Here is a 23,966-nt window from a genome sequence, read left to right on the forward strand (position 1 = left end):
GCTGCGACCTGTCTCCATGGGTGCTACCTCTCCCAGTGGACGCGGCTTCCCATGGACAGCGGCCCGTCTTAATGAGTGGCGGCCGGCCCGGCGGCGCTCTCCCGGAGCATGTCCTCGCGCTCGACGATCTTCACCCGGTCGCGGCCCTGCGGCTCGCCCAGCGCCTTCTCCGCGGCGTCCAGCCTGTACCAGCCCTCCCAGGTGGTGAAGCGGATCTCGCGCTCGGCGAGGAACGCGTCCACGGCCTGCGGCTCGGGCGCGGACGGCGTGTGCAGCCGGCCGTTCGCGAAGTCGTCCAGCAGGTTGGACACCGTCTCGTTGGCGTCGCCCTTGGTGTGACCGATCAGACCCACCGGGCCGCGCCGGATCCAGCCGGTGACGTACGTCGACTGCAGATGCGCGCCGCTCTCCTCGATGACCCGGCCGCCCTCGTCCGGGACGGTGCCCGAGTCGAGGTCCCACGGGAGCTTGGGCAGCTTGTCGGAGAGGTAGCCCACCGCACGGTAGACGGCGGTGACGTCCCAGTCGGTGAACTTGCCGGTGCCCTTGACGTTGCCGGTGCCGTCCAGTTCGGTGCGCTCGGTGCGCAGGCCCACGACCCTGCCGTCCTCGCCGAGGATCTCGGTGGGCGATTCGAAGAAGTGCAGGAAGAGCTTGTGCGGCCGGTCGCCGACGTCGCGGATCGCCCAGTTCTCCAGCGTCTTGGCGACCATGTCGGCCTGCTTGTTGCCGCGCCGGGTCTCGATCGAGCCCTCGTCGTAGTCGATGTCCTCGGGGTCGACGATGACCTCGATGTTGGGGGAGTGGTCCAGCTCGCGCAGTTCCATCGGGCTGAACTTCGCCTGCGCCGGGCCGCGCCGGCCGAAGACGTGCACCTCGAGCGCCTTGTTGGCCTTCAGGCCCTCGTAGACGTTCGGCGGGATCTCCGTCGGCAGCAGTTCGTCGGCGGTCTTGGCGAGGATGCGGGCGACGTCCAGGGCGACGTTGCCGACGCCGAGGACGGCGACCTTCTCGGCCTCCAGCGGCCAGGTGCGCGGCACGTCCGGGTGGCCGTCGTACCAGGAGACGAAGTCGGCGGCACCGTAGGAGCCGTCGAGGTCGATCCCGGGGATGGGCAGGGCCCGGTCGGCCATCGCGCCGGTGGAGAAGATCACGGCGTCGTAGAACGAGCGCAGGTCGTCCAGGCTGATGTCGGAGGGATAGTCCACGTTGCCGAACAGCCGGATCTGCGGCTTGTCCAGCACCTGGTGGAGGGCCGTGATGATGCCCTTGATCCGGGGATGGTCGGGGGCGACGCCGTAGCGGATCAGTCCGAACGGCGCGGGCATCCGCTCGAAGAGGTCGATGGACACGCCGGGCTCGGCGGCCACGTCGGACTTGAGCAGTGCGTCGGCGGCGTAGATCCCGGCAGGACCGGCGCCGACGATTGCTACCCGCAGGGGGCGGGGCATGATCGGGTTCCCTTCGAGTGGTGACGAAACGACTCGACGGGAAGCCTAAGCTAAGGCAAGCCTTACCTGGTACCGGGGTCCGGTCTATGGGCCCATAAGGCGATCTTATGCCAAGCATAAGGCGCACCTGGGTGGAGGCGGAGGGCCCCTGGGCGGCCCGGCCGCCGCCGCAGCCGGTCCCGACCGCGCTGCCGGACCCCCGGCCCGCCCGGATCAGCTCCCCGCGCCCGCCTCGCGCCGGCAGTACAGGTACAGATGGGGCTCGGGAACCGCCTCCGGATGCGCCGGCGTGAACACCGTGCTCTGCCGCCGCAGCACGGTCAGTCCCGCGTCGGTCGCGAGCGCGGTGAACTCCTCGGCGCCGAAGCTGGTCACCCGCACCGGCCGGCCCATGAAGACGGCGTCCACGCCCTCGACGTCGAGGGGCACGGTGGCCAGGATCACGTACCCCCCGGGCCGGAGCGCCGCCGTCAGCCGCCGCACCAGGGCGGACTGCTCCGCGCGGGTCATCTGGAGCAGCGAGAAGTACACGCAGACCGCGTCGAAGAACCCCGTCACGAGCGGCAGTTCCCGGATGTCGGCGCAGCGGAACGTCGCGTCCGGCACCCGCTGCACGGCCAGATCGACCATCACGGGGGAGAAGTCGACGCCCAGCACCTCGTGGCCGGCCGCGGCCAGCGTGTCGGCGGTGGGCCGGCCGGTGCCGCTGCCCACGTCCAGCACCCTGCTCCCGGGCGCCAGCCGCTCCAGCAGCCACTCCAGCGACTCCCGGTGCGCCTCGGACCCCGCGAACGCCTCCTCGTACCGCGCCCCGATCGCGTCGAACACCTCGGCGCCGCGCGCTCGGTGATCCCCCTCGGTCACATGGATTCCCTTCGCCAGGTGTGCCGGTGCCCGGCATCGTCGCATCCGGAACCCGGGGTGACAACGGGACCCGGCGGGCGGCGTCTAGGGTTCTCACCGTGCCCACCCTGCTGATCGTCCATCACACGCCGTCGCCCAACTGCCAGGCGCTGTTCGAGGCGGTGGTCGACGGCGCGACGGACCCCGACATCGAGAACGTCCGGGTCGTGCGGCGCGCTGCGCTGTCCGCCACGGCGTCCGACGTGCTCGCCGCCGACGGCTATCTGCTCGGCACCCCGGCGAACCTCGGCTACATGTCGGGCGCGCTCAAGCACTTCTTCGACCAGGTGTACTACCCCTGCCTGGACGAGACGCGAGGCCGGCCCTTCGGCTACTACGTCCACGGCGGCAACGACGTCACCGGCGCCGTCCGCGGCATCGAGACGATCACCACCGGTCTCGGCTGGCGGCGCGCGGCCGGCGCGGTCACCGTCACCGGCGAGCCCGGCAGGGCCGACACCGAGGCCTGCCGGGAACTCGGCGCGACGGTGGCCGCCGGGCTCATGGAGCCGTAGCGCTCGTGTCGCGGCGCGTGCCAGCGGAGACGGCGGTCCGGCCGCGCCGCGTACCGGAAGAAGCCGCGGTGTGGCCGAAACCACGTCCCGGATGAGGTTTGGGCCATGTCCTCGCGGTCGGGTCGCGGGCTACCGTTTCCGTCCAGCCCCCCGACCCGCAGGCGCACCGGACGGCCCTCGACGTGCTCGCAGACCTCTCCCCGCTGATAGCGGCCACCACACAGTGGCTGACGTGCGCCTACCCGGCGTCCGGGGGAGCGATGGCCGCCGCCCTGTGCGAGGCGCAGGCACGGCAGGCCGTGACGGTCGCGGCGCGGCTGCGCTACCCGACGCCCATGGACGCCGCGCTGGTCGTCATGGCGGGTCCGGGCGGCTCGGCCCGCCTGGACTGGGTGACCGGCGCGGATACGACCGACGCGGCGGACCCCGACGGGCATGCCTGGCGCACCTGGGTGGACGAGGTCGTGGCGAGCTGGGCGGCCGGGCTGCTCACCGACCCGCAGCTGGCCCGTCTCGCGGTGGCCGCGCTCGCCGAGGACGGCCGGCCGGGCGGCGCGCCCGCCGAGTTCCGGCGGCTGCTCGACCCCGACGAGCGTGACCGGCGGGCCGCGGCCCTGCTGCGCCACCCCGACCTCGTGCTCCCCGTGGCCGAACTGCACCAGGACGGTCTCCTGGACCGCCTGAGCTCCGGGAACCAGCTCGTCGCCTGACGGCCGCACCCGCCCGCGAGGCCGGACGGACCACGGGCCGCGGCCCCCGGCCCGGGCGGATCACCGCCCGCGCGCCCGGACGGATCACGGTCCGTCCGCCGGGGCGGCCCGCGTGCCCGGACGGGGCACGGTCCGCGCCGCCCCGGCCGACCGCGGTCACTGCTCCTTGCCGCGCCCCGTCATCATGTCCCGCAGCCGGTCCACGAGCCCGGCGCCCGGCGCCATCAGCTTGTTCATCGGCGGCTTGTCCGGGGCCGACGGATGTGGCCGGGTCGGCGCCGTCTTCTTCGCCTGGCGCACCTTGTCGCCGAGCTGGTCGAGCGCCTCGGGCGGACAGGCGGCGGCCAGCCTGGGGAAGAGGTTCGCCTCCTCGTCGGCCACATGCATACGGATCTCGCTCATCAGCATGCCGACGAGCCGGTCGAACTCCGGGTCGTCCGCCTCACAGCCCTCCAGATCCTTCATGATCTGCTCGGCGTTGGCGTGATCCTCCAGCTCCTTGTCGGCGATGGAGTCGCCGTCCGGGACGTGCTCGCGCACGGCCGGGTAGAGATACGCCTCCTCCGCCACCGAGTGCCGCACCAGCTCCATCGTGACCTGATCGGCGTGCAGCTTGCGCTTCTTGTCACCGGGCGGCAGCGCCTCGATCTTGCCGAACAGCTCCTCCACCTCGCGGTGATCGGTCATCAGTTCGTCGATGACGTTTCCACCATGTCCCATGTGTTCCTCGCTTCCGGATGAGCCGGCGGTTCCCTGCGGTCCCGCCTCCGCCTACGGGTGCCCTGCGCGCGCCGCACCGACACGGCCGGTGACATGCCGCCACTCGTACGGCGGCGGGGCCGCGGCCCACCGGCCGCGGCCCCGCCCTCGCCGCTCGTGTCAGACCGCGCCGCGCCAGGCGCCGGTCTCCGAGCCACGCTTCTCGATGAACTCCTTGAAGCGCTTGAGGTCACCGCTGACCTGCCGCTTCACCACACCGAGCTTGTCGCCGACGGTCTCCGTCATGCCGTCGGGATCGAACTCCATCTGGAGCATCACCTTGGTCGTGCCGTCGTCGATCCGGTGGAACGTCACCACGCCCGCCTGCTCGGCCTCCCCGCCGACGGTCGTCCAGGCGACCCGCTCGTCCGGGATCTGCTCGGTGATACGGGCGTCGAACTCCCGCTGGACGCCGCCCACCTTCGTCACCCAGTGGGTCAGCGTGTCCGTGCGCTGCTCGATCCGCTCGACCCCGCCCATGAACTCGGGGAACGACTCGAACTGGGTCCACTGGTTGTAGGCCGTGTGCACCGGGACGTCGACCTTGATGGATTCCTCGACCTTCGACATCGCTTCTCCTTCGCTCTTCGGCTTCCGGACGCTTTCCGGGTACCTGTTCACAGGCGAAGCACTCCTGCCGAATGCGGATCGCCCGACACCGAACGTCGGATCGCCCGGCGCGGGGCGTCGGAGCACCGCGCGCGGGCGCCGTCAGACGCCGCCGTCGCGTTCGATCCGGCGCCGGTCCTGCTCGTCCCACTTGGCGGTGTCGCGCGGCTCGGTGTACGGCTCGGCCTCCGGCGGATGCCCGCCCGCGATGGCCCGCTGGCGCGCCGTCTCGGCGTCGAACTCCAGCCCCAGCAGGATCGCCAGATTGCTGATCCACAGCCAGATCAGGAAGACGATGACGCCCGCCATGGTGCCGTACGTCTTGTTGTACGAGGCGAAGTTGGCGACGTAGAAGGCGAAGCCGGCCGAGGCGACCAGCCAGATCACCAGGGCGAGGAAGCTGCCCGGGGTGATCCACCGCCAGCCGCGCACCTTGGCGTTGGGGCTCGCCCAGTACAGCAGCGCGATCATCAGGGTGACCAGGACGACCAGCACCGGCCACTTCGCGATCGACCACACGGTGAGCGCGGTGTCGCCGACGCCGAGGATCTCCCCGGCCTCCTTCGCCAGCCCGCCGGTGAAGACCACGATGAGCGCGCTGATCACGGCCATGACCATCAGCACGACGGTCACACCGAGCCGCACCGGGAGGATCTTCCACGCCGGTCGCCCCTCGGGCATGTCGTAGACCGCGTTCGAGGCGCGCATGAACGCGGCGACGAAGCCGGAGGCGGACCACACGGCCAGCACCAGACCGACGACGGCCATGATCGAGCCGATGCCGGAGTTGTTCTGGAGCTGTTCCACGGCCCGGGTGATGATGTCGCGCGCCGGGCCGGGGGCGAGTTTCTCGACGTTCTCCAGCACCCGGTCCGTGGTGGACTTGCCGGCCAGGCCCAGCAGGGACACCAGCACCAGCAGCGCCGGGAACAGCGCCAGCACCCCGTAGTACGTCAGCGCCGCGGCGCGGTCGGTCAGCTCGTCGTCCTTGAACTCGCGCACACTGCCCTTGAGCACCGCGAGCCAGGAACGCTTCGACAGGTGGGCCGGAGTGTCGGGCGCCGCCCGCTCCACCTCGGGCCCCGGACCGGCCTCCTCGGGCGAGGGGTTCGGGTCGACGCGGTGTTCCTTGTGCCCAGGAAGATGCAGCTTTGCCATGGGGGCCGAGTAACCGCTCGGCCGCGCTTCAAGCAGCGGTGCCGTGGCTCCGGTCCGAACCACGACACCCCGACGAGGCCGGGTCCAACGGCGCCGGCGTCGTCTGCTCCCCAGGTACCCAGCGGGTGGCCGGTCCACCGGCCCCGTCCCCGGATGCCGACTCCCCGGTGGCCGACGCCCTCAGCCCTTGCGGCCGTCGGCCTCGAGGCGGATCGTGCGGGCGACCTCGCGGAGCTTGACGTTGTGCGTCTGGGAGATGCGGCGCAGCACGTCGAAGGCCTCGTCCTCGCTGAGCCGGTGGCGTTCGCGCAGGATGCCCATCGCCTCGCCGATCGCGTGCCGGCTGTCCAGGGCCTGCTCCAGCTGGTCCACCGTGCGGGCGGCGGCCAGCGCGACGGCGGCGTGCGAGGCGAGGACCAGGCCGGCGGTCTCGCTCTGAGCCGTGAACGCGCCGGGGCGGCGGGAGTAGACGTTGAGGGCGCCGTAGTCCTCGTCGCGGGTGTAGAGCAGGAAGCCCATCATGCTGCCCACGCCCAGGTCACGGGCGGCGGGCGCGTACCGGGGCCAGTCCGGCTGGGGCCGGGTCAGGTCGGCGATGCGGAACATCCGCTCGCCGTCGGTGCGCCGGGCCGCGTCGAAGCAGGGGCCCTCGCACAGCTCGCCCTGCAGCCGGTCGGAGTCCTCGACCATCTCGCCGTACGCCGAGAGAGTGACCACCTCGCCCTTGCGCAGCGCCAGGACGCCGGCGGCGTCGCAGCCCTCCAGCAGTCCCACGGCCTGCACGCTGATCGCGTCGAGCGTCTCCTGCGTGGAGTCCTTCGCCAGCAGATCCCGGGCGAAGGCGGCCATCCGTTCGGCGAACTCGCGCCAGTCCATCCCTGTCCACCACCCGCCCGTCGGTGTGCCGGCCCGGCCGACGGACCGGCCGACCGTGACCGCAGCCTACCTCCCGGACCCCGCACCGTCCGGCGCCATGAATTCGGCGACCGGGTCCGCGGGCGGTGTCAGCGCCGGGCGGCGTGCCCGGGGGCCTGGCGCGGGACCGTGCGCTCGCCGTGGCGGGCGGGGCGGGCGGCCCAGTCCAGGCGCAGGATGGCCAGGTCGTCCGTGTGGCGCTCGGCGTTGAGGCCGCGGGCCCGGCCGATCACCGCGTCGAGGTGCTTGCCCGGGTCGGACTCCCGGGTCTCCTCCAGGATGCGCAGCAGCCCGTCGACTCCGAGCCGCTCCTCGCCGCCGTCCCGGTAGCCCTCGATCAGGCCGTCGGTGTACGCGATCAGCGTGCCGGTGGGCGGGAGCTGCAGGGTCACGGACGGCCACTGGCCGAGGCCCGGCACGATGCCGAGGGCGACACCGTGCGGCGCCTCCAGGACACGGGCGCCGTCGGGGCCGACGAGCAGCGGTTCGTGGTGGCCGACCAGGTGCAGCCGCACCGTCGCGGCGTGCGGGTCGAGGGTGATGAGCGTGCAGGTGGTGAACAGGTCGCTGCCGGTGCGTTCGGCGGTGTGGATCTGCTCCAGCAGGCGCAGCAGCTCCTGGTCGCGGTGGCCGCCGAGGGTGAGGGAGCGCCACGCGATGCGCAGACAGACCCCGAGCGCGGCGGCGTCGGGGCCGTGCCCGCTGACGTCGCCGATGATCGCGTGGACCTGTCCGTCGTCGGTCTGCACGACGTCGAGGAAGTCACCGCCGAGCAGGGCCTGCTCCCGGCCGGGCAGATAGCGGCTGGTGGCGCTGACGACGGGGGAGGAGAGGATCGGCGTCGGCAGCAGTCCGCGCTCCAGCCGGGCGTTCTCCTGGGCGCGCAGCCGGCCCACCTGGAGGGCCGCGTTGGCACGCTCGGCCTGCTTGCGCTGGACGGCGTAGCGCACGGCCCGCTGCAGCAGGTCGGGCTCGACCTTGCCCTTGACGAGATAGTCCTGGGCGCCGGCGGCCAGCGCCTCGACGCCGGCGTGCGGCTCGGCGAGGCCGGTCAGGACGATGACCGCGGCGTGCGTGTCGGTGTGCTGGATCGCCTCGACGGTGCCGAGCCCGGACGCGTCCGGCAGATGCAGGTCGAGCAGCACGCAGTCGAAGTGGCGCACCGCCAGCTCGGCGCGCGCCGCGGCGAGCGTTCTGCACCGCACGAGCGCGTACCGGAGGTCGGTGTCGGACAGCAGCTCCTCCACCAGCAGCGCGTCGCCGTCGTCGTCCTCGACTAGTGCGATGCGCAGGGGTGGCGTCTGTCCCACGGATGCCTGTGTCACGGGTGTGCCTCTCGCGCGCCGTCCGCCGCCGGATGCTCGGCGGAGTGCTCAACGGGAAGGGTGAACACGACGCGGGTGCCGGTCGTGTGACCAGGGTCGATCCGGATGTTCCCGCCGTGGAACTCCACGACCTTCTTGCACATGGCCAGCCCGATTCCGGTGCCCGGGTAGGCGTCCCTGGTGTGCAGCCGCTGGAAGATGACGAACACCTTCTCCTGGAACTCCGGATCGATGCCTATGCCGTTGTCGGCGACGGCGAACTCCCAGAAGTCGTCCGCGCGCTCGACGGTGATCCGGATCTCCGGCGGCACGTCGGGGCGGCGGAACTTGATCGAGTTGGAGAGCAGGTTCTGCCAGAGCATGCCGAGCTGGGTGGCGTCGCCGACGACGGTGGGCAGCGGGTCGTGGGCGATCCGGGCGCCGCTCTCCTCGACGGCCACGCTGAGGGTGTCCAGGGTGCGGTCGACGATCTGGGCGAGGTCGACCAGCGCGTGGTCGTTGTGCACGCGGCCCACCCGGGAGAAGGCGAGCAGGTCGTTGATGAGGACCTGCATGCGGTTGGCGCCGTCCACGGCGAAGTCGATGTACTGGTCGGCCCGCTCGTCCAGCTGCCCGCCGTAGCGGCGCTGCAGCAGCTGGGTGAAGCTCGACACCTTGCGCAGGGGCTCCTGGAGGTCGTGCGAGGCGACGTAGGCGAACTGCTCCAGCTCGGTGTTGGAGCGCTTGAGGTCGGTCGCCTGCTCGTCCAGCAGCCGCCGGGAGCGCTCGCTGAACTCCAGCTCCGCCAGCAGCCGGCGGCGCATCGACTCCACGTCGGCGCCCAGCTGACGCAGGTCGGCCGGGCCGGTCACGGTGATCGGCCGGTCGAAGCGGCCGCTGCCGACCTCCCGCGCCCCGTGCGCGAGCAGGGCCAGCGGCGCGCTGATGCCCCGTCGCAGCGCCTCGAACACCAGGACGGCGGTGAGGGCGATGACGGCCGCGATCACGGCGAGCGCCGCGTTGCGCACGGTCAGCGCCCGGCGCAGGTCGTCCCGGGCGGCCGACTGCTCCTGCTGGAGATGCTCCTGCTGCCGGGCCATGGCGTCGCGCAGGGCGTCGAACGCCGTGTTGCCCGCGGTGGCGCGCCGCTCGGCCAGCGGCAGCGCCTCCTCGGGGTCCGCCTGCGCTATGGGCCGCGCCCACTGCTCCTGCCAGCGGTCCGCGAGCCGGCGCACGGTGGCGAGGTCCGCCCGGCCCCGCGGGTCGTCCGCGGTGAGCCGGTCGAGCCGGTCGAGCGCGGTCCGCTCGTCGGTCACGCCCTGCCGGTACGGCTGGAGGAAGTCGCGCCGTCCGGACAGGCCGTAGCCGCGGACCCCGGTCTCCTGGTTGACCAGGGCCGTCTCCAGCCGCACGGCGTACGTCAGCGCGGGCGACCGGCGCTCCACGAGCTGGTCGGTCAGGTCCGAGGTGCGGGACATCGCCCAGGCGCCCAGGGAGCCCAGTACCGCGAGGACGGCCAGGGTGACCGCGACGCTCACCCGCAGCCAGCGGCGAGTGGTCCAGCCGGCGACCTGGGAGGCGGCCCTGGACGACTGCTCACTCATCACGACCTGCGTAGCTCCTCGTCCTCGACACGACCGCGGCGGCGCGGCGCACCCGGCGGAACGCCCACCATACACATCCGGTGACAACGGTTGTTGTCGGCAGGTGCGGCGGCGCTTAGGGTAGTGGCATGTCTGCCTCCCACTTCCCCCTGCCCATGAACGACGGGGAGATGACCGATCTCGTGATCGAAGTGGTGGACGAAGTGGCCCGCCGGATCGCGCGACGTGCCGTGGACGTGCCCGGCGGCACGGACGACGCGGTCGTCGCGGCACGCCGGCAGGCCCTCGCTCGGCTCCAGGTGCTCATCCAGGTCGAGCGGGCGGCTCAGCTCCTGGAGCATCACGCGGCCAGGGCCGCGGCGGCGGCCGGCGCGGGTTATCCCGAGATCGGCCGGGCGTCGAGCATGAGCCGTCAGGGAGCCCGGCGCCGCTGGCCGGGCCTGATCACCAGCAGCACCCCCCGTCACACTCCTTCTCCAGTCCCCCGGAGTTCATAGTCATGGTCGTCTCCGACACCACTCGCCCCTACGACGTGCTGCTGGTCGAGGATGACATCGCCGACGCGATGCTCATCCAGGACGCTCTCGCCGATCGCGGCGCCCGCAACCTCACCCAGGTGGCCGACGGGGTCGAAGCCCTCGAATACCTGCGCGACCCCGGCAAGCAGCGCCCCGACCTGATCGTCCTCGACCTCAACATGCCCCGCATGAACGGCCGCGAGTTCCTGGCCGTGGTCAAGGAGGACGCCGAGCTGTGCACCATCCCGGTGGTGGTGCTGACCACCTCCGCGGCGCCGGACGACGTCTCGGGCGCCTACCGCCACCACGCCAACGCCTACGTGACCAAGCCGGTCAACCTGGAGGAGTTCGAGGAGGCGGTGCGCAGCATCGACACCTTCTACCTGGACGTCGCCGTCAAGCCGCCGCGGGAGGCGTAACCCCGGCGGAGGCGGGGCTGGGCCGACCGGAGCAGCGCCGGCGGGCCGGGGGCGGGCGGACGGCGGAGGCTGGGCGGCAGGATCGCCCAGCGCCCAGGAGCCGCCATGCCGCGCCGTCCCGCCTCCCGCCGTCCCGTACCGGAGTTCCGTCCGGCTCCGGAGTTCCGTCCGGCTCCGGAGCCTCGTCCCGTTCCGTCTCCGCCGCCCATCCCGTCTCGTACCGCCGTCCCGTTTCCTCCTTCCGGCCCGTCCGCCCCGCCCGGCCCGCCTCGCCGTCCGGGGCCGTCCCGGCGCGCCCGTGTGCGAGCGGCCTGCGTGCTCGCGCTCTGCCTGGCCTCCCTGTGCCCGGCGGCCGTGAGCACGGCGGCGACGCCCGCCCCGCCGCCCGTCCCGCCCGCGGAGCAGGCGCTCCAGCGGCGGATCGACGATCTCGTCCGCGGCGCCGGCGGCCCGCCGGGCGTGATCGCCGTCCTCCAGCGGGACGGTGAGCGGCGGGTGCTGCGCGCCGGAGTCGCCGACCTCGCCACCGGCCGCCCGCCCCGCCCCGGCGACCACATGCGCATCGCCAGTGTCGCCAAGGCCTTCAGCGGGGCCGTCGCCCTCACCCTGGTCGACCGCGGGCGCCTGAGCCTGGACGACACCCTGGGCCGGAGGCTGCCGCGGCTGCCGAGGGCCTGGTCCGCCGTGACCCTGCGGCAGCTCCTGCACCACACCAGCGGGCTGCCCGACTTCAGCGAGGACCCCCGGTTCCTCGCCGACGTCACCGCCGACCCGCGCCGCCGCTTCGACTCCCGCCGCCTGCTCGACTACGTCGCGGACGAGCCCCTGCGCTTCCCGCCGGGCAGCCGCTACCGCTACTCCAACTCCGACAACATCGCCGTCGCCCTCATGGCGGAGGCGGCCACCGGCACGACGTACGAACAACTCCTCGCCGACCTGGTCCACCGCCCTCTCGGCCTGCGCCGGACCAGCCTCCCGCGGGACCACCGGATGCCCGAGCCGTATCTGCACGGCTACGACGTCACCCCACCGCCCCCGCAGGACGTGAGCGAGGTCCTCGGCGCCTCCGGCGTCTGGGCGTCCGGCGGGATCGTCTCCACGCCCGCCGACATGAACCGCTTCGTCCGCGCCTACGCCGGGGGAGCGCTGTACGGCGAGGACGTGCTGCGCGCCCAGCGGCGGTGGATCCCCGGCGCCTCCCAGCCCGCGGGCCCCGGCCGCAACTCCGCCGGACTGGCGATCTTCCGGTACGCGACACGCTGCGGCACCGTCCTCGGCCACACCGGCAACTTCCCCGGCTACACCCAGCTGATCGCCGCCACCCCGGACGGCCGCCGCTCGCTGACCTTCTCCGTCACCGCCCAGATCAACGAGACCACCGCACCGGAGCAGGTCGCGCGGTTGCGGGCGGTCCAGGAGGACGCCGTCTGCGCCCTGCTCGACCGGCGGGCGATGACCGGGTGAACGGGCCGGAAAGTCATGTGGTTATCATCTGAGCGCCACCTAGCTCGAAAGATGGACCTGTGACTGTCAACGACGACTCGTTCACGAATTGGAAGCACCGCGAGGAGATCGCGGAGGCGATGATCCCGATCATCGGGAAGCTGCAGCGCGAGCGGGACGTGACCGTCCTGCTGCACAGCCGCTCCTTGGTGAACAAGTCGGTGGTCAGCATCCTCAAGACCCATCGGTTCGCCCGCCAGATCGCCGGCGCGGAGCTCTCGGTCACCGAGACCATGCCGTTCCTGCAGACCCTCACCACCCTCGATCTCGGCCCCTCGCAGATCGACATCGGCATGCTCGCCGAGACCTACCGCGCCGACGGCCGGGGTCTTTCCGTGGCGGAGTTCACCGCCGAGGCCGTCGCCGGCGCCACCGGCGTCCACAAGATCGAGCGCCGCGAGCCGCGCGACGTCGTCCTCTACGGCTTCGGCCGCATCGGCCGGCTCCTGGCCCGGCTGCTCATCGAGAAGGCCGGCTCCGGCAACGGACTGCGGCTGCGCGCCGTGGTCGTGCGCAACAGCGGCGCCCAGGACCTCGTGAAGCGTGCCTCCCTGCTGCGCCGGGACTCCATCCACGGCCAGTTCCAGGGCACCATCACCGTCGACGAGGCGAACAGCCGGATCATCGCCAACGGCAACGTGATCCAGGTCATCTACTGCGACGACCCCACGACGGTCGACTACACGGCGTACGGCATCGACAACGCCATCCTCATCGACAACACCGGCAGATGGCGCGACCGCGAGGGCCTGTCCCAGCACCTGCGGCCCGGCGTCGACAAGGTCGTGCTCACCGCGCCGGGAAAGGGGGACGTCCCCAACATCGTGCACGGCGTCAACCACGACGCCATCGAGCCGGACGAGCGGATCCTGTCCTGCGCCTCCTGCACCACCAACGCGATCGTGCCGCCGCTGAAGGCGATGGCCGACGAGTACGGCGTGCTGCGCGGCCACGTCGAGACCGTCCACTCGTTCACCAACGACCAGAACCTGCTGGACAACTACCACAAGTCCGACCGCCGGGGCCGCTCCGCGCCGCTCAACATGGTCATCACCGAGACCGGCGCCGCCTCCGCCGTCGCCAAGGCGCTGCCCGATCTCAAGGCGAGGATCACCGGCAGCTCGATCCGCGTCCCGGTCCCGGACGTCTCGATCGCCATCCTCAATCTCCAGCTCGCCCGCGAGACCACCCGCGAGGAGGTCCTCGACCATCTGCGCGAGGTCTCGCTGACGTCGTCGCTCAAGCGCCAGATCGACTTCATCACCGCTCCCGACGCCGTCTCCAGCGACTTCATCGGCTCGCGGCACGCCTCGATCGTGGACGCCGGCGCGACCAAGGTGGAGGGGGACAACGCGATCCTCTACCTCTGGTACGACAACGAGTTCGGCTACTCCTGCCAGGTGGTCCGCGTGGTGCAGCACGTCTCCGGCGTGGAGTACCCGACGTTCCCGGCGCCGGTGGCCTGACCCGGCCCGGGTTGCGGGCCGGGCCCGGGCGCGGACGATGGAGAGGGGCCGCCCGACGAGTGCGGGCACGCCCGCGTTCCCCCGAGGAGGGTGTCATGGCCAGGGACGACCGGGACGACACGAACCGTTCCGTGGACAAGTGGGCGGACGAGCTGGTGAGCAGCCGGGAGCGGGGAATGGACCGCCGGCAGGCCCGGAAGTTCGTCCGGAACGTCTACGAGGCGGCCCAGAAGGACCTCACCGAACGGAACGCGCAGGCGGAGTACGAGCGCGAGGAGTGAGCCGCCGTGCCTGATCGGCTGCCGAGCGGGTAGCCGGACTCGCGAGGCGGTGGAACGCGCCGCCGCCCGGGGAGGGAGGAGAGACCATGCCCATCCTTCAGCGCATCAAGGAGTTCGCCCGCAGCCCGCAGGGGCAGCGGACGATCGGCCAGGCCCGCCGCGCCGCCGCCGACCCGCGCAAGCGGGCCCAGGCGCAGCGCCTGCTGTCCCGGCTGCGCAAGCGGCCCTGACCGCGGGCTCCGGCCGGCACCGGACGGACACGCCGGACACACGACGGACCGGCGCGGGTGATCATCACCCGCGCCGGTCCGTCGTGTCCGGGGCGCCGCCGCCCGCCCGTGCGTCGCCACCAGTTCCGCGGACGATTCTCCGCCGTTCACCTGCGCTCGCCAGGATCCGCCATGGGCATGTAGTGCATCGTCCGGCATGCCTCTCACTCGGTGCGATCGGGGAGGGCGGTCGTTCATGTGCCCAGCACAGCGGCGAAGACGGCCCGGCGGACCCGGCGGACGGAGGCTCGCGGGAGTGGGCCTGGCCGCGCTGCTCCTGCTGGTGCGCCGGACCGCCGCCCGGCGCTGGGTGCCGCCCGCCCTGACCGCGGCGATCGTGCTCGTCGGCCTCTACTGGTTCTGGGACCGGATCGCCGTCGCCGTCTGAGCGCGCGACGCGGAGGCTCCGGCGGCCGGGTAAAGTGACAAACCGTATTATTCACCCAAAAGGGACGCCGTTCCCGTGGGAGCGACCGATGTTCCGCAAGCGCCCGTCCCAGGACGGCGACGAGCTGCTCGCCAGGCTGGGCTCCCTGACGGCCCGGGCCCGCGAGCGCGCGGAATTCCAGCGGTCCCGGGTCGAGCTGGCCATAGCCCTGCAGCGCGGGATGCTCCCGGCCGACCTGCCCACCACCCCCCGCTTCCATCTGGCGGCGCGCTATGTCCCGGCCTGCTTCGGGCTGAACGTCGGCGGCGACTGGTACGACGCCTTCCCGCTGCCCGACGGGCGCCTGGGGCTCTCGATCGGCGACGTCCAGGGCCACAACATAGAGGCGGCCGCGTTCATGGGGCAGGTGCGGGTCGGCCTGCGCGCCCTGGCCTCCGTCACCAGCGACCCCGGGGACCTGCTCGCCGTCACGAACGACCTGATCATGACCCTCGGCACGGACCTCTTCGCCACCTGCACCTTCATGCGGCTCGACCCGGCCACCGGGGTGCTGGAGAGCGCGCGGGCCGGGCACCTGCCGATGATCTGGGCCACCGCGGACGGCAAGTCCGGCGTCGCCGCCGACGAGGGCGGCCCGCCCCTCGGCATCCAGGAGGGCACGACGTATCCGGTGACCCGCTACCGCCTCACCACCGGCGGCGTCTTCGTCCTGCTCACCGACGGTGTCGTGGAAGGCCCCCACCTCAGCCTCGATGAGGGCCTCGACCAGGTCGTCCGCCTCGCGGGCATCGCCGCCGTCGCCCGGATGGACCCCGACGCCCTCGCCGCGGCCGTCATCAGGGGCGCCGAGCGGGTGGGGCACGAGGACGACGCCGCGGTCCTCGTGGTCGGCCACGACGACGCGGACGCCCGGTTTTCGGGCCCCTGACCGCCCCACGGGCCCGCCGTGACGGGTCGCCTGTCCGCCCCGCTCGCCTCGCACGGACGGCGCGGGCGGTGTCTGATGGCTGCTGTGGTGGCTCTGCGGGATCTGCGCCGGCCGGCCGTCGCCGGCCTCCAGACGCTGGCCGTCGCCGCCTGCTACTTCGCGGCGGGACGGCTCGGCCTGCTGCGGGAACTGTCCGTCGGTGACGCGGTGTTCAGCCCCATCTGGCCCCCCACCGGCATCGCCCTGGCCGCCCTGCTCGTCCTCGGCCCGCGCGCCTGGCCCGGCATCGCCCTCGGCTCGCTCCTGGTCATCCTGTCGCTCACCTCCTTCACCTCCTTCCGCCCGTCGGCGCTCGTCACCGTCGCCACCAGTACCGCCGGCCCCGTCGCCGCGTATGTCATGCTGCGCGCCGTGGGCTTCCGCACCGACCTCGCCCGGCTGCGCGACGGCATCGCCCTGGTCCTCCTCGGCGCCCTGGCGGGCATGCTCATCAGCGCCGGCGGCGGGGCCGGGTTCCTGCTCGGCCAGGACCGGATCACCGCCGCGGACTTCGGGACCGTCTTCCTGGGCTGGTGGGTCGGGGACGCGATGGGCGTGCTGATCGTCACCCCGCTGCTGCTCCTGCTGGCCCGGGCCCGCCGCCCGCGCACCACCCGTCTGCCGGAGGCCCTGGTCCTGGCCGCCACCGCCTGCGTCTTCGTGCCGCTGGCCACGCGCTCCACGGTGAGCATGCTGTTCCTGGTGTTCCCGCTGCTGATCTGGGCGGCCCTGCGCTTCCTGGTCCTGGGCAGCATGCTCTGCGCGCTGTTCACCTCCGTCATGGCCGCGGTGTCGGCGACGGACGACGTGGGTCCGTTCGCCGGTCTGAGCCGCATCGAAGTCATGATCAAACTTCAGGCCTTCAACGGCAGCATGGCCCTCACCGCCCTGCTCCTGTCGGCCGTGATCACCGAGCAGCGCAACACCCGGCGCTCCGTGGAACGCGCCTGCCAGGAACTGGTCGAGGTCCTCGACCACCTCACCGCGGGAGAGGCCCCGCCACCTCGCCCGGCCACGCGGGAGAAGGGCGCCGGCCGCTGGCCGGAGACGCCGGTCTAGGCCGGGGACACCCGACCCCGACCGGGGGTACGACGGCGGGGGACCACCGACCGGCCGGGACGGCTCGCCCGGTCGGTCGGTGCGCCTTCGGTCGGATCAGGCGGCGGTGCAGGCGGTGCCGTCGAGCGTGAAGGAGGTCGGGGCAGCGTTGGCGGAGCCCTTCGTCGCGGTGAAGCCGACGCTCACCGAACCGCCGGCCGCGACGGCCGAGGTGTAGGAGGCGCTGGCCACGGTCACGTTCGCGCCGTTCTGGCTGGGCGTGCCGCCCCACATGTTGCTGATGGTCTGGCCGCTCGGGAAGGCGAACCCGAGGGTCCAGCCGTTGAGGGCGGTGGTGCCGGTGTTGCGGAGGGTGATCTCGCCCTGGAAGCCGCCGGGCCACTCGTGGACGACCCGGTAGCCGACCGAGCAGCGCGTGCCGGGTGTGCTGCCGCCGTCGTCGGTGGTGACGGTCACCGTGGCGGAACGGGCGGAGCGGTTGCCGGCGGCGTCACGGGCGTACACGCCGAAGGTGTACGAGGTGTCGGCGGCGAGGCCGGTGACGGTGACGGTGTTGGTGGCGGAGGAGGCGACCGGGGTCTCGGTCGTGCCGCCGACCCGGACGACGTCGTATCCGCTCACGCCGACGTTGTCGGACGACGCGGCCCAGCTCAGCGTCACCGAGTCGGAGGTGACGGCGGAGGCGGTCGGTGTGCCCGGCGCGGTGGGGGCGCGGGTGTCGCCCGGGGTGCCGCCGCCGAAGACCGTCGCCTCCCTCGAGGTCTGGGCGATGCCGTTCGCGCCGTGGAAGATGCGCTCGCCCCAGGAGCTGAGCCGGTTCGGGTCGAAGTCGATCGCCAGGTCCAGGATCGGGTCGGTGTTGCCGCTCCAGGACCACGCCAGGTAGCCGAGGTCGAGCCGCTCGGCGGCGGCCATCATGGCGTCCTCGTCGGGATTGCCCCACTGGTCGGCGGGACCGCCGAACTCGCCGATGAGGATGGGCAGCTCGGCGTCGACGAAGGCGTTCAGGTAGTCGGTGATCTCCTGGGCCGTGTCGAACACGCTGTACATGTGGATCGAGAAGATCAGGTTGCCGGTGGCGTCGGCGTCGTAGACGGTCCGCGCGTTGGCACGCATCACGCCCTGCCAGTCCTGGCCCCAGTTGGGCGCGTCCACCATGAGCGTGTGCTGGAACCCGGCGCCGCGCAGCTTCTTGATCGCGGCGATGGTCGGGTCGGTCCAGCCGGCCGGGTTGGTGTTGCCCCAGGGCTCGTTGCCGATGTTGATGACGACGTAGTCCTCTTCACCGGCGAGGACGCTCTTGAGACCGATCCAGTAGTCGGCGGCCTGGTCCAGCGTGCCGGCGGCGGCCTCCTCGCCGTAACCGGTGGTGTCGTGCACCTCCAGCACACAGATGAGCCGGTTGGCCTTGCACTGGGCGACGACGTCCGCCACGTCCGAGGGGCTGTTCGCGGCCCAGCGGTGGCCGTCCGCCAACACGACCCGGACGCTGTTGGCGCCCAGGGCCTTGATGTCGGCCAGCGACTGCGTCTCGTTCGGGTACCAGGTGTGGGCGTGGTTGACGCCCCGCATGACGAAATCGTTGCCGTTCGACTCCAGAAGGCGCCCGTTGTCGATGTGCAGGCCGGTCGCCTGCGCTCCGGGCGCGTCGGCGTGCGCGGGCGCCGAGGTGAGCGTCCCGGCGACGGCCAGACCGAGTAAGGCGGCGAGGGCGGTCATCAGGAGACGGACGGGGTTGCTTCTGACCCGAACAGGGGTGCTTCTGACTGTTGTTCTCACTGCGACTCCAATGGTGAGCGGCAAGAAACCGGGCGTCCGCACGGCGTGGGAGCGCTCCCATGAAGCCATTGCGCCAAAGACACGTCAAGAACTCGAACAGTTCTCCCGTTTTCGAAACTTTTGCGGAACCGATGGGGCTGGAGGGGCGGCGGGTGGGGCGGTGGGGCGGTGGGGCACGGCGTGTGCGCGGCGGAGTCCGGCTACGTCTCCGGACGCGCCGCGGTGCGCGCGGCCTCGTCGGCCGAACGGGCCGCCGCGCGGGCGGCGTCGGCGGCCTTCCGTGCTTCGGCGCGGGCCCGCTCCGCCTCCGTACGGGCCTCCCGCCGCTCCGCCCTCGCCTCCCGGAGCCGGTCCTCCAGCAGGGCGACCCGCTCCTCGGTCTCCCGGAGCCTGGAGAGCGCGGCGTGCCGGGCGTCCTCGGCGGAGTGCTGCTCCCGCTGCCGATGCCGGGCCTCGGCGGCGGCCCGCTCGGCGGAGGCGAGGGCCTGGGCGTGCTCTTCGCGGCGCCGGGTTTCCGCCGTGGTGGGGCGGGGGCGGCGCGGCGACTTTCCCGCCGGGGGCTCTTTCGGCGACGGCTTCTCCGGTGAGAGTTCCTTGGACGCCGGCTTCTTGGGTGGGGCCTTCTTGGGTGGGGCTTTCTCGGGCGGGGCCTTCTTCGGTGGGGCTTTCTTGGACGCCGGCTTCTTGGGTGGGGCTTTCTCGGACGTGGCCTCCTTGGACGTGTCTTTCTGTGCCGGGGGCCTCTTGGGTGCGGTGGCCGCGCCCCGGCGCCGTCCGGCGGGCGGTGTCCCGGCGGGGGAGGGCCCGGCCGGGGCGGGCGCCCCGGCGGGCGGTGTCCCGGCGGGGGAGGGCCCGGCCGGTGCGGGCGCCTTCACCGCCTGTTCGTCGGCCGCCGCCGTGTCCCGAACGTCCGCGTCCCCCGCCCCGCCGCCCTCGGCGTCCCTGCCCGCCTCCTTTCGCCCGGCCGGCAGGCTCTCCGGCGTCACCGCTCCGAAGCCGATCGTCGGGTCCGGCGTGCGCGTCAGCCGGCCCGCCGCCCACTCCCGCGCGAGGTCGGGGCTGCCGAGGACCGCGTGGAAGATCTTCTCGACCTCCTGAACGACCGTCTCGCCGACCGCCCCGCCGGCCCCGGCCGCGACCTGTGCCGCCTCCCGGGCCAGTGCGGAGATCACCTTGTACTGCCGTCCGCCCGCCTCGCGCAGCTTTTGGGCGTCCAGGTGCCGATGCGCCTCCCGCAGGGTCTCGCCGAGGGTGAGGAGTTGCCGGACCTCGTCGGGCCGCTCGCGGACGAAACGGTTCGACACCCAGGCCGCCTGCGTCGGGCGGCGCAGCGCGGAGATCCGCTTCGCCGCGGCCGTGTCCTTCGCCGTGCGCGCCTCGGCCGCACGCGCGTCGCGGGCGGCCACGAACTCTCCCGGCGGCAGTACGTACAACGCGTCGATCACCTGCTCGACGTCCGTCTCCTCACCGCTCGTCCCCGCGGGGCTCACTCCCTCACCGCTCATCCCCTCACTGTCGGCCGTCGGCCCCGGGAGGTACGGCAGCCGCGCCGGACCGGCGTGGGTTAGGCTGCGCCCGCCCCTACTTACCGTCGGGTAACAACGTCTGCCGTCCCTCCGTGGAGGAACCGTGTCCCGTTCCGATCGCTCCCCGCTGCTCCTCGCCGGTCTCCTGGCCGCCGCGGGCGCCGCGCACTTCGCGCGCCCCCGCCAGTTCGACGCCATCGTGCCCCGTTCGCTGCCGGGCTCGCCGAGGGCGTGGACCTATGCGAGCGGCGCCGCCGAACTGGCGCTGGCGGCCGGGGTCGCGCTGCCCCGGACCCGGCGGGTCGCCGCACTGGCCACGGCGGCGTTCTTCGTCGGGGTCTTCCCGGCCAACGTGAAGATGGCCGTGGACTGGCGGAACAGGCCGGCGCCGCAGAAGGCCGCCGCCCTCGGCCGGCTGCCCCTTCAGGCGCCGCTCGTGCTCTGGGCCCGCAAGGTCGCCCGCGACGCCGGATGAAGTGTTCGCTGAGCGGACATTCCTGACCGGTAAAGGGCTTGACGTGACCTCGTCATTCGGATGAACATCAGGCGCACACAGCACCCGCACAGCTCTGGCACCACAGCACCAGATGTTCCGTCCGGTTCCCCATCGACGAGAAAGTGCGGCCCCCCACATGACGATTCCGAGATCCAGCCTGCCCAGAAGGGCCCCCAGGCGCACCGCGGCCGCGGCCGTGGTCGCCGTCGCCGTGGCGGGCCTGCTCGCCGCGTCCCCGGCGTCCTCGGCCGAGGACGCCGGGGACCGGGCGGGAGCCGGGGCGCAGGCCGCCCCCGACATCCCGCTGGCGGGCGTCAAGGCGCACCTGACGCAGTTCCAGTCCATCGCCAACGCCAACGGCGGCAATCGTGCGCACGGCCGCACCGGTTACAAGGCGTCCATCGACTACGTGCGGGGCAAGCTGGACGCGGCCGGCTTCGTCACCACGCTCCAGCAGTTCACCTACTCCGGCACGACCGGCTACAACCTGATCGCCGACTGGCCCGGCGGGGACGCCAATCAGGTGGTCATGGCCGGCGCCCACCTCGACTCCGTCTCCTCCGGCGCCGGGATCAACGACAACGGCTCGGGATCCGCCGCCGTGCTGGAGACCGCGCTCGCCGTCTCCCGCGCCCAGCTCCAGCCCGCCAAGCACCTGCGGTTCGCCTGGTGGGGCGCCGAGGAACTGGGACTCGTCGGCTCGAAGCACTACGTCAACACCCTGCCGACCACCGAGCGCGCGAAGATCGCGGGCTACATCAACCTCGACATGGTCGGCTCCCCGAACCCCGGCTACTTCGTCTACGACGACGACCCGGCGATCGAGAAGGCCTTCAAGGACTGGTACGCGGGCATCGGCGTGCCGACCGAGATAGAGACCGAGGGCGACGGGCGCTCCGACCACGCCTCGTTCAAGAACGCCGGCATACCCGTCGGCGGACTGTTCACCGGCGCCAGCCGGGTCAAGACGGCGGCCCAGGCGACCAAGTGGGGCGGCACCGCCGGTCAGGCCTTCGACCGGTGCTACCACTCCTCCTGCGACACCACGTCGAACATCAACGACACCGCGCTCGACCGCAACAGCGACGCCCTCGCCCACGCCATCTGGACACTCGGCACGGGCGCCACGCCGGAGCCCGGAGACGTGTACGAGAACACCGCCGACGTCGCCATCCCGGACAACGGCGCCGCCGTCACCTCCACCGTCGCCGTCTCCGGCCGCACGGGCAACGCGCCAGCGGCGCTCCGGGTCGGCGTCGACGTCAAGCACACCTGGCGCGGCGACCTGGTCGTCGATCTGCTCGCCCCGGACGGCACGGCGTACCGGCTGAAGAACTCCAGCAGTTCGGACTCCGCGGACAACGTCGTCGCCACCTACACCGTCGACGCGTCGAGCGAGACGGCGAACGGCAGTTGGCGGCTGCGGGTCCAGGACGTCGCCGCCCAGGACACGGGGTACATCGACAGCTGGAAACTGACGTTCTGACAGTGACTCGAACGAGTGACCCCGGGGTGTCGCGGCGCCCCGGGGTTTCGCGTCCGTGCGCATAACCGGATCTCCGCCCGGGCATGTGGCCCGCGTGGACCCAACGGAGGAGTGACGATGGCCGATCCACTCACCGCCGACCAACTGGTCGCCGCGCTCCGCGCGGAGGGCTGCGCCGTGCGTGAGGTCCGTTCCTGGCGCACCCACAACCGCAACCACAGGGGCGCCTGGGGCCCGGTAAACGGCGTGATGGTCCATCACACCGTCACCGGTCCGGGCGCCGACGTCGTGAGCCTGATCTACAACGGGCGCAGCGACCTGCCCGGGCCGCTCGCCACCGGCTGCATCACCAAGGACGGCACCGTCCACCTCGTCGGCAACGGCCGCGCCAACCACGCCGGCGGCGGCGACCCCGACGTTCTCGCGGCCGTGCGCAACGAGTCGTACGGCAGCTATCCGCCCCCGACGCACGAACACGACAACAGCCCCGGCTCGGTCGACGGCAACGCCCACTTCTACGGCTGGGAGTGCGAGAACCTCGGCGACGGCAAGGACCCGTGGCCGCGCGCCCAGTACACCGCCATGGTGAAGGCCACCGCGGCGATCTGCCGTCGGCACGGCTGGTCCGCGAAGAGCGCCATCGGACACCTGGAGTGGTCGGACCAGAAGCCCGATCCGCGCGGCTTCGACATGCTCGACTTCCGCCGCGACCTGGCCGCCTGTCTGGCGCTGCCGGCGGGCCAGTGGGAAGAGGAGGACCCCATGCCCCAGTACGTCAACCTGGGACTCGCCACGCAGTACACCCTCAACCCGGGCTTCTGGGACTCCATCGAGTTCACCAGCGAGTGGAGCGACGAGACCGGTCACCATGCGTCCGGCGGCACCGTCTTCGCGCGCGGCCCGGCCCGCTTCACCGGCAGCCTGAGCCTCGCCGTCACCGGGCTGCCCGCCGGGAAGACCGTGCAGGTGCGGATGACGGAGTTCGAGGGCGACGAGGTGAGGACGAACCATCCGATCCACGAACTCGTGGGCACGTCCGGCGGATCGTTCGCGGTCGTGCCGCTGACCAAGCGGCTGGCGTCGGGGCGCAGCATGCGGGTGCGGCTGCTCAACCAGTCCGGCGCGCCGGTCACCGTCACCAGCGCGGTGCTGACCGTGCTCGTCTGGAAGGAGTCGTAGGCGGGCGCGTCAGCGCGCCCCTCCGCTCTCCGACCCGGCCCCGCGCTCGTCGGCGGTCTCGTCCGCGGCCTCGGGGACCGGTCTGAACTCCACGGCCACCACTCCGTCGACGTGTCGGCACAGCTCCTCCAGGGCGGGCACCGACCCCCGGTCGGCGAGTCGGCCGCTGAGGACGACGTTGCCGTTGGTCACGTCGACGTGCACCGCCGACGGCGCCTCGCCGAGCGTCCTGACCAGGACCTCCTCGACGATCTCCGTGCGGATCGCCTGGTCCGTCCGCAGGAACACGCGCAGCAGGTCGCTCCGGCTGACCACACCGGTCAGCCGGCCCTCCTCGTCCACCACGAGCAGCCGCTTGATGCCGTGCTCGGCCATCACCCGTGCGGCGTCGACGACGCTCCACTCCTTCCGCGCGCAGACGGCGGGCGAGGTCATCAGCCCGGCGGCGTCGACGGCTGAGGCCTTCGCGGGCGCGGCGTCGGACTCGCCCTCCCGCCACCCCCACATCTTGTGCAGCAGGTCGGCCTCCGAGACCACGCCCACCGGCCGGTCGTCGGCGTCGACCACGGGGACCGCCGTGATGTCGTACTCCTGCAGCAGATGGGCGATCTCCTTGAAGGGCGTGCCGCCCTGGACCCGAATGACGGCGTCGCTCATCAGGTCGCACACCTTCAGGTGGTCCATCGAAGGCCTTTCTTGCTG

Annotated in this window: 25 protein-coding genes; 14 read left to right on the top strand and 11 right to left on the bottom strand. The window is 72.4% G+C overall.

Translation table 11 applies throughout. From position 1 onward, the window contains the following. Positions 1–68: 68 nt before the first annotated feature. Together ABZY13_RS31075 and ABZY13_RS31080 are read right to left on the bottom strand one after the other, a co-directional pair. The gene (locus ABZY13_RS31075; RefSeq protein ID WP_356636679.1) at positions 69–1,451 is read right to left on the bottom strand and encodes an FAD-dependent oxidoreductase; all 1,383 of its coding nucleotides are present in this window, start codon (positions 1,449–1,451) and stop codon (positions 69–71) included. 213 nt (positions 1,452–1,664) lie between these two features. Further along, positions 1,665–2,315, bottom strand: coding sequence for a class I SAM-dependent methyltransferase (locus tag ABZY13_RS31080; protein ID WP_356636681.1), 651 nt, complete (start codon positions 2,313–2,315; stop codon positions 1,665–1,667). A 98-nt stretch (positions 2,316–2,413) separates the two neighbouring features. On the opposite strand from ABZY13_RS31080, the gene ABZY13_RS31085 reads away from it, so the two are divergent. Together ABZY13_RS31085 and ABZY13_RS31090 are read left to right on the top strand one after the other, a co-directional pair. Then, positions 2,414–2,869: an NAD(P)H-dependent oxidoreductase gene (locus tag ABZY13_RS31085; protein ID WP_356636683.1), complete on the top strand. Its 456-nt coding sequence runs from the start codon at positions 2,414–2,416 to the stop codon at positions 2,867–2,869. A gap of 182 nt (positions 2,870–3,051) precedes the next feature. Further along, positions 3,052–3,579, top strand: coding sequence for a hypothetical protein (locus ABZY13_RS31090; protein ID WP_356636685.1), 528 nt, complete (start codon positions 3,052–3,054; stop codon positions 3,577–3,579). Positions 3,580–3,735: 156 nt separating this feature from the next. Here the strand turns inward: ABZY13_RS31090 and ABZY13_RS31095 are convergent, their stop codons facing one another. From ABZY13_RS31095 to ABZY13_RS31120, 6 genes are all read right to left on the bottom strand, one after another. Continuing rightward, entirely contained in the window at positions 3,736–4,299 is a 564-nt protein-coding gene (locus ABZY13_RS31095) for a hemerythrin domain-containing protein (RefSeq protein WP_356636687.1), read from the bottom strand. A 159-nt stretch (positions 4,300–4,458) separates the two neighbouring features. Beyond that, on the bottom strand, positions 4,459–4,908 hold the full coding sequence (locus ABZY13_RS31100; RefSeq protein WP_356636689.1) for an SRPBCC family protein: 450 nt from the start codon (positions 4,906–4,908) through the stop codon (positions 4,459–4,461). Positions 4,909–5,049: 141 nt separating this feature from the next. After that, on the bottom strand, positions 5,050–6,105 hold the full coding sequence (locus ABZY13_RS31105; protein WP_356636691.1) for a YihY/virulence factor BrkB family protein: 1,056 nt from the start codon (positions 6,103–6,105) through the stop codon (positions 5,050–5,052). Positions 6,106–6,285: 180 nt separating this feature from the next. Beyond that, positions 6,286–6,981 (bottom strand): GAF and ANTAR domain-containing protein, encoded by a 696-nt coding sequence (locus ABZY13_RS31110; protein WP_356636693.1) that lies wholly within the window; start codon positions 6,979–6,981, stop codon positions 6,286–6,288. Between the two features lie 128 nt (positions 6,982–7,109). Next, positions 7,110–8,330 (bottom strand): SpoIIE family protein phosphatase, encoded by a 1,221-nt coding sequence (locus ABZY13_RS31115; protein ID WP_356636695.1) that lies wholly within the window; start codon positions 8,328–8,330, stop codon positions 7,110–7,112. 11 nt (positions 8,331–8,341) lie between these two features. Then, entirely contained in the window at positions 8,342–9,928 is a 1,587-nt protein-coding gene (locus tag ABZY13_RS31120; protein ID WP_356636697.1) for an ATP-binding protein, read from the bottom strand. 128 nt (positions 9,929–10,056) lie between these two features. Here ABZY13_RS31120 and ABZY13_RS31125 point away from each other — a divergent pair, with 128 nt between their 5' ends. From ABZY13_RS31125 to ABZY13_RS31165, 9 genes are all read left to right on the top strand, one after another. Next, positions 10,057–10,425, top strand: coding sequence for a hypothetical protein (locus ABZY13_RS31125; protein WP_356636699.1), 369 nt, complete (start codon positions 10,057–10,059; stop codon positions 10,423–10,425). A gap of 2 nt (positions 10,426–10,427) precedes the next feature. Beyond that, positions 10,428–10,865, top strand: coding sequence for a response regulator (locus tag ABZY13_RS31130; protein WP_356636701.1), 438 nt, complete (start codon positions 10,428–10,430; stop codon positions 10,863–10,865). 339 nt (positions 10,866–11,204) lie between these two features. Next, on the top strand, positions 11,205–12,329 hold the full coding sequence (locus ABZY13_RS31135; protein ID WP_356636741.1) for a serine hydrolase domain-containing protein: 1,125 nt from the start codon (positions 11,205–11,207) through the stop codon (positions 12,327–12,329). 59 nt (positions 12,330–12,388) lie between these two features. Next, positions 12,389–13,834 (top strand): glyceraldehyde-3-phosphate dehydrogenase, encoded by a 1,446-nt coding sequence (locus tag ABZY13_RS31140; protein WP_356636703.1) that lies wholly within the window; start codon positions 12,389–12,391, stop codon positions 13,832–13,834. Positions 13,835–13,929: 95 nt separating this feature from the next. Next, positions 13,930–14,115: a hypothetical protein gene (locus ABZY13_RS31145; RefSeq protein ID WP_356636705.1), complete on the top strand. Its 186-nt coding sequence runs from the start codon at positions 13,930–13,932 to the stop codon at positions 14,113–14,115. 86 nt (positions 14,116–14,201) lie between these two features. Continuing rightward, positions 14,202–14,345, top strand: a complete 144-nt coding sequence (locus ABZY13_RS31150; protein ID WP_356636707.1) for a hypothetical protein — start codon at positions 14,202–14,204, stop codon at positions 14,343–14,345. 295 nt (positions 14,346–14,640) lie between these two features. Then, the gene (locus ABZY13_RS31155) at positions 14,641–14,772 is read left to right on the top strand and encodes a hypothetical protein (RefSeq protein ID WP_356636709.1); all 132 of its coding nucleotides are present in this window, start codon (positions 14,641–14,643) and stop codon (positions 14,770–14,772) included. An 88-nt stretch (positions 14,773–14,860) separates the two neighbouring features. Then, the gene (locus tag ABZY13_RS31160) at positions 14,861–15,700 is read left to right on the top strand and encodes a PP2C family protein-serine/threonine phosphatase (RefSeq protein ID WP_356636711.1); all 840 of its coding nucleotides are present in this window, start codon (positions 14,861–14,863) and stop codon (positions 15,698–15,700) included. 84 nt (positions 15,701–15,784) lie between these two features. Further along, entirely contained in the window at positions 15,785–16,798 is a 1,014-nt protein-coding gene (locus ABZY13_RS31165; RefSeq protein ID WP_356636743.1) for an MASE1 domain-containing protein, read from the top strand. A 96-nt stretch (positions 16,799–16,894) separates the two neighbouring features. On the opposite strand, the gene ABZY13_RS31170 is transcribed toward ABZY13_RS31165, so the two are convergent. Then, positions 16,895–18,517 carry a cellulase family glycosylhydrolase gene (locus ABZY13_RS31170; RefSeq protein ID WP_356636713.1) on the bottom strand — a complete coding sequence of 541 codons (1,623 nt, stop codon included), beginning with the start codon at positions 18,515–18,517 and terminating at the stop codon, positions 16,895–16,897. A 260-nt stretch (positions 18,518–18,777) separates the two neighbouring features. Next, complete coding sequence (locus ABZY13_RS31175; RefSeq protein ID WP_356636715.1) at positions 18,778–20,082, bottom strand: hypothetical protein; 1,305 nt, start codon at positions 20,080–20,082, stop codon at positions 18,778–18,780. A gap of 124 nt (positions 20,083–20,206) precedes the next feature. Here ABZY13_RS31175 and ABZY13_RS31180 point away from each other — a divergent pair, with 124 nt between their 5' ends. The 3 genes from ABZY13_RS31180 to ABZY13_RS31190 all read left to right on the top strand — a co-directional run bounded on the left by ABZY13_RS31180 (position 20,207) and on the right by ABZY13_RS31190 (position 23,264). Continuing rightward, entirely contained in the window at positions 20,207–20,578 is a 372-nt protein-coding gene (locus tag ABZY13_RS31180) for a MauE/DoxX family redox-associated membrane protein (RefSeq protein WP_356636717.1), read from the top strand. A 157-nt stretch (positions 20,579–20,735) separates the two neighbouring features. Then, positions 20,736–22,085 carry a M28 family peptidase gene (locus tag ABZY13_RS31185; RefSeq protein ID WP_356636719.1) on the top strand — a complete coding sequence of 450 codons (1,350 nt, stop codon included), beginning with the start codon at positions 20,736–20,738 and terminating at the stop codon, positions 22,083–22,085. A gap of 117 nt (positions 22,086–22,202) precedes the next feature. Continuing rightward, positions 22,203–23,264 carry an N-acetylmuramoyl-L-alanine amidase gene (locus ABZY13_RS31190; protein ID WP_356636721.1) on the top strand — a complete coding sequence of 354 codons (1,062 nt, stop codon included), beginning with the start codon at positions 22,203–22,205 and terminating at the stop codon, positions 23,262–23,264. A gap of 9 nt (positions 23,265–23,273) precedes the next feature. On the opposite strand, the gene ABZY13_RS31195 is transcribed toward ABZY13_RS31190, so the two are convergent. After that, a complete protein-coding gene (locus ABZY13_RS31195; RefSeq protein ID WP_356636723.1) occupies positions 23,274–23,948 on the bottom strand; it encodes a CBS domain-containing protein in 675 nt (224 codons plus the stop codon). Positions 23,949–23,966: the final 18 nt, after the last annotated feature.

The sequence above is a fragment of the Streptomyces sp. NPDC006610 genome, assembly GCF_040611575.1.
Taxonomy (GTDB): domain Bacteria; phylum Actinomycetota; class Actinomycetes; order Streptomycetales; family Streptomycetaceae; genus Streptomyces.

What these genes read in the sequence shown, in the direction of transcription:
- ABZY13_RS31110 (WP_356636693.1), bottom strand. Translation starts at nt 6,981, where the DNA reads ATGGACTGGCGCGAGTTCGCCGAACGGATGGCCGCCTTCGCCCGGGAT.
- ABZY13_RS31095 (WP_356636687.1), bottom strand. Translation starts at nt 4,299, where the DNA reads ATGGGACATGGTGGAAACGTCATCGACGAACTGATGACCGATCACCGC.
- ABZY13_RS31120 (WP_356636697.1), bottom strand. Translation starts at nt 9,928, where the DNA reads ATGAGTGAGCAGTCGTCCAGGGCCGCCTCCCAGGTCGCCGGCTGGACC.
- ABZY13_RS31195 (WP_356636723.1), bottom strand. Translation starts at nt 23,948, where the DNA reads ATGGACCACCTGAAGGTGTGCGACCTGATGAGCGACGCCGTCATTCGG.
- ABZY13_RS31100 (WP_356636689.1), bottom strand. Translation starts at nt 4,908, where the DNA reads ATGTCGAAGGTCGAGGAATCCATCAAGGTCGACGTCCCGGTGCACACG.
- ABZY13_RS31175 (WP_356636715.1), bottom strand. Translation starts at nt 20,082, where the DNA reads ATGAGCGGTGAGGGAGTGAGCCCCGCGGGGACGAGCGGTGAGGAGACG.
- ABZY13_RS31125 (WP_356636699.1), top strand. Translation starts at nt 10,057, where the DNA reads ATGTCTGCCTCCCACTTCCCCCTGCCCATGAACGACGGGGAGATGACC.
- ABZY13_RS31130 (WP_356636701.1), top strand. Translation starts at nt 10,428, where the DNA reads ATGGTCGTCTCCGACACCACTCGCCCCTACGACGTGCTGCTGGTCGAG.
- ABZY13_RS31170 (WP_356636713.1), bottom strand. Translation starts at nt 18,517, where the DNA reads ATGACCGCCCTCGCCGCCTTACTCGGTCTGGCCGTCGCCGGGACGCTC.
- ABZY13_RS31105 (WP_356636691.1), bottom strand. Translation starts at nt 6,105, where the DNA reads ATGGCAAAGCTGCATCTTCCTGGGCACAAGGAACACCGCGTCGACCCG.
- ABZY13_RS31145 (WP_356636705.1), top strand. Translation starts at nt 13,930, where the DNA reads ATGGCCAGGGACGACCGGGACGACACGAACCGTTCCGTGGACAAGTGG.
- ABZY13_RS31150 (WP_356636707.1), top strand. Translation starts at nt 14,202, where the DNA reads ATGCCCATCCTTCAGCGCATCAAGGAGTTCGCCCGCAGCCCGCAGGGG.
- ABZY13_RS31190 (WP_356636721.1), top strand. Translation starts at nt 22,203, where the DNA reads ATGGCCGATCCACTCACCGCCGACCAACTGGTCGCCGCGCTCCGCGCG.
- ABZY13_RS31075 (WP_356636679.1), bottom strand. Translation starts at nt 1,451, where the DNA reads ATGCCCCGCCCCCTGCGGGTAGCAATCGTCGGCGCCGGTCCTGCCGGG.
- ABZY13_RS31160 (WP_356636711.1), top strand. Translation starts at nt 14,861, where the DNA reads ATGTTCCGCAAGCGCCCGTCCCAGGACGGCGACGAGCTGCTCGCCAGG.
- ABZY13_RS31185 (WP_356636719.1), top strand. Translation starts at nt 20,736, where the DNA reads ATGACGATTCCGAGATCCAGCCTGCCCAGAAGGGCCCCCAGGCGCACC.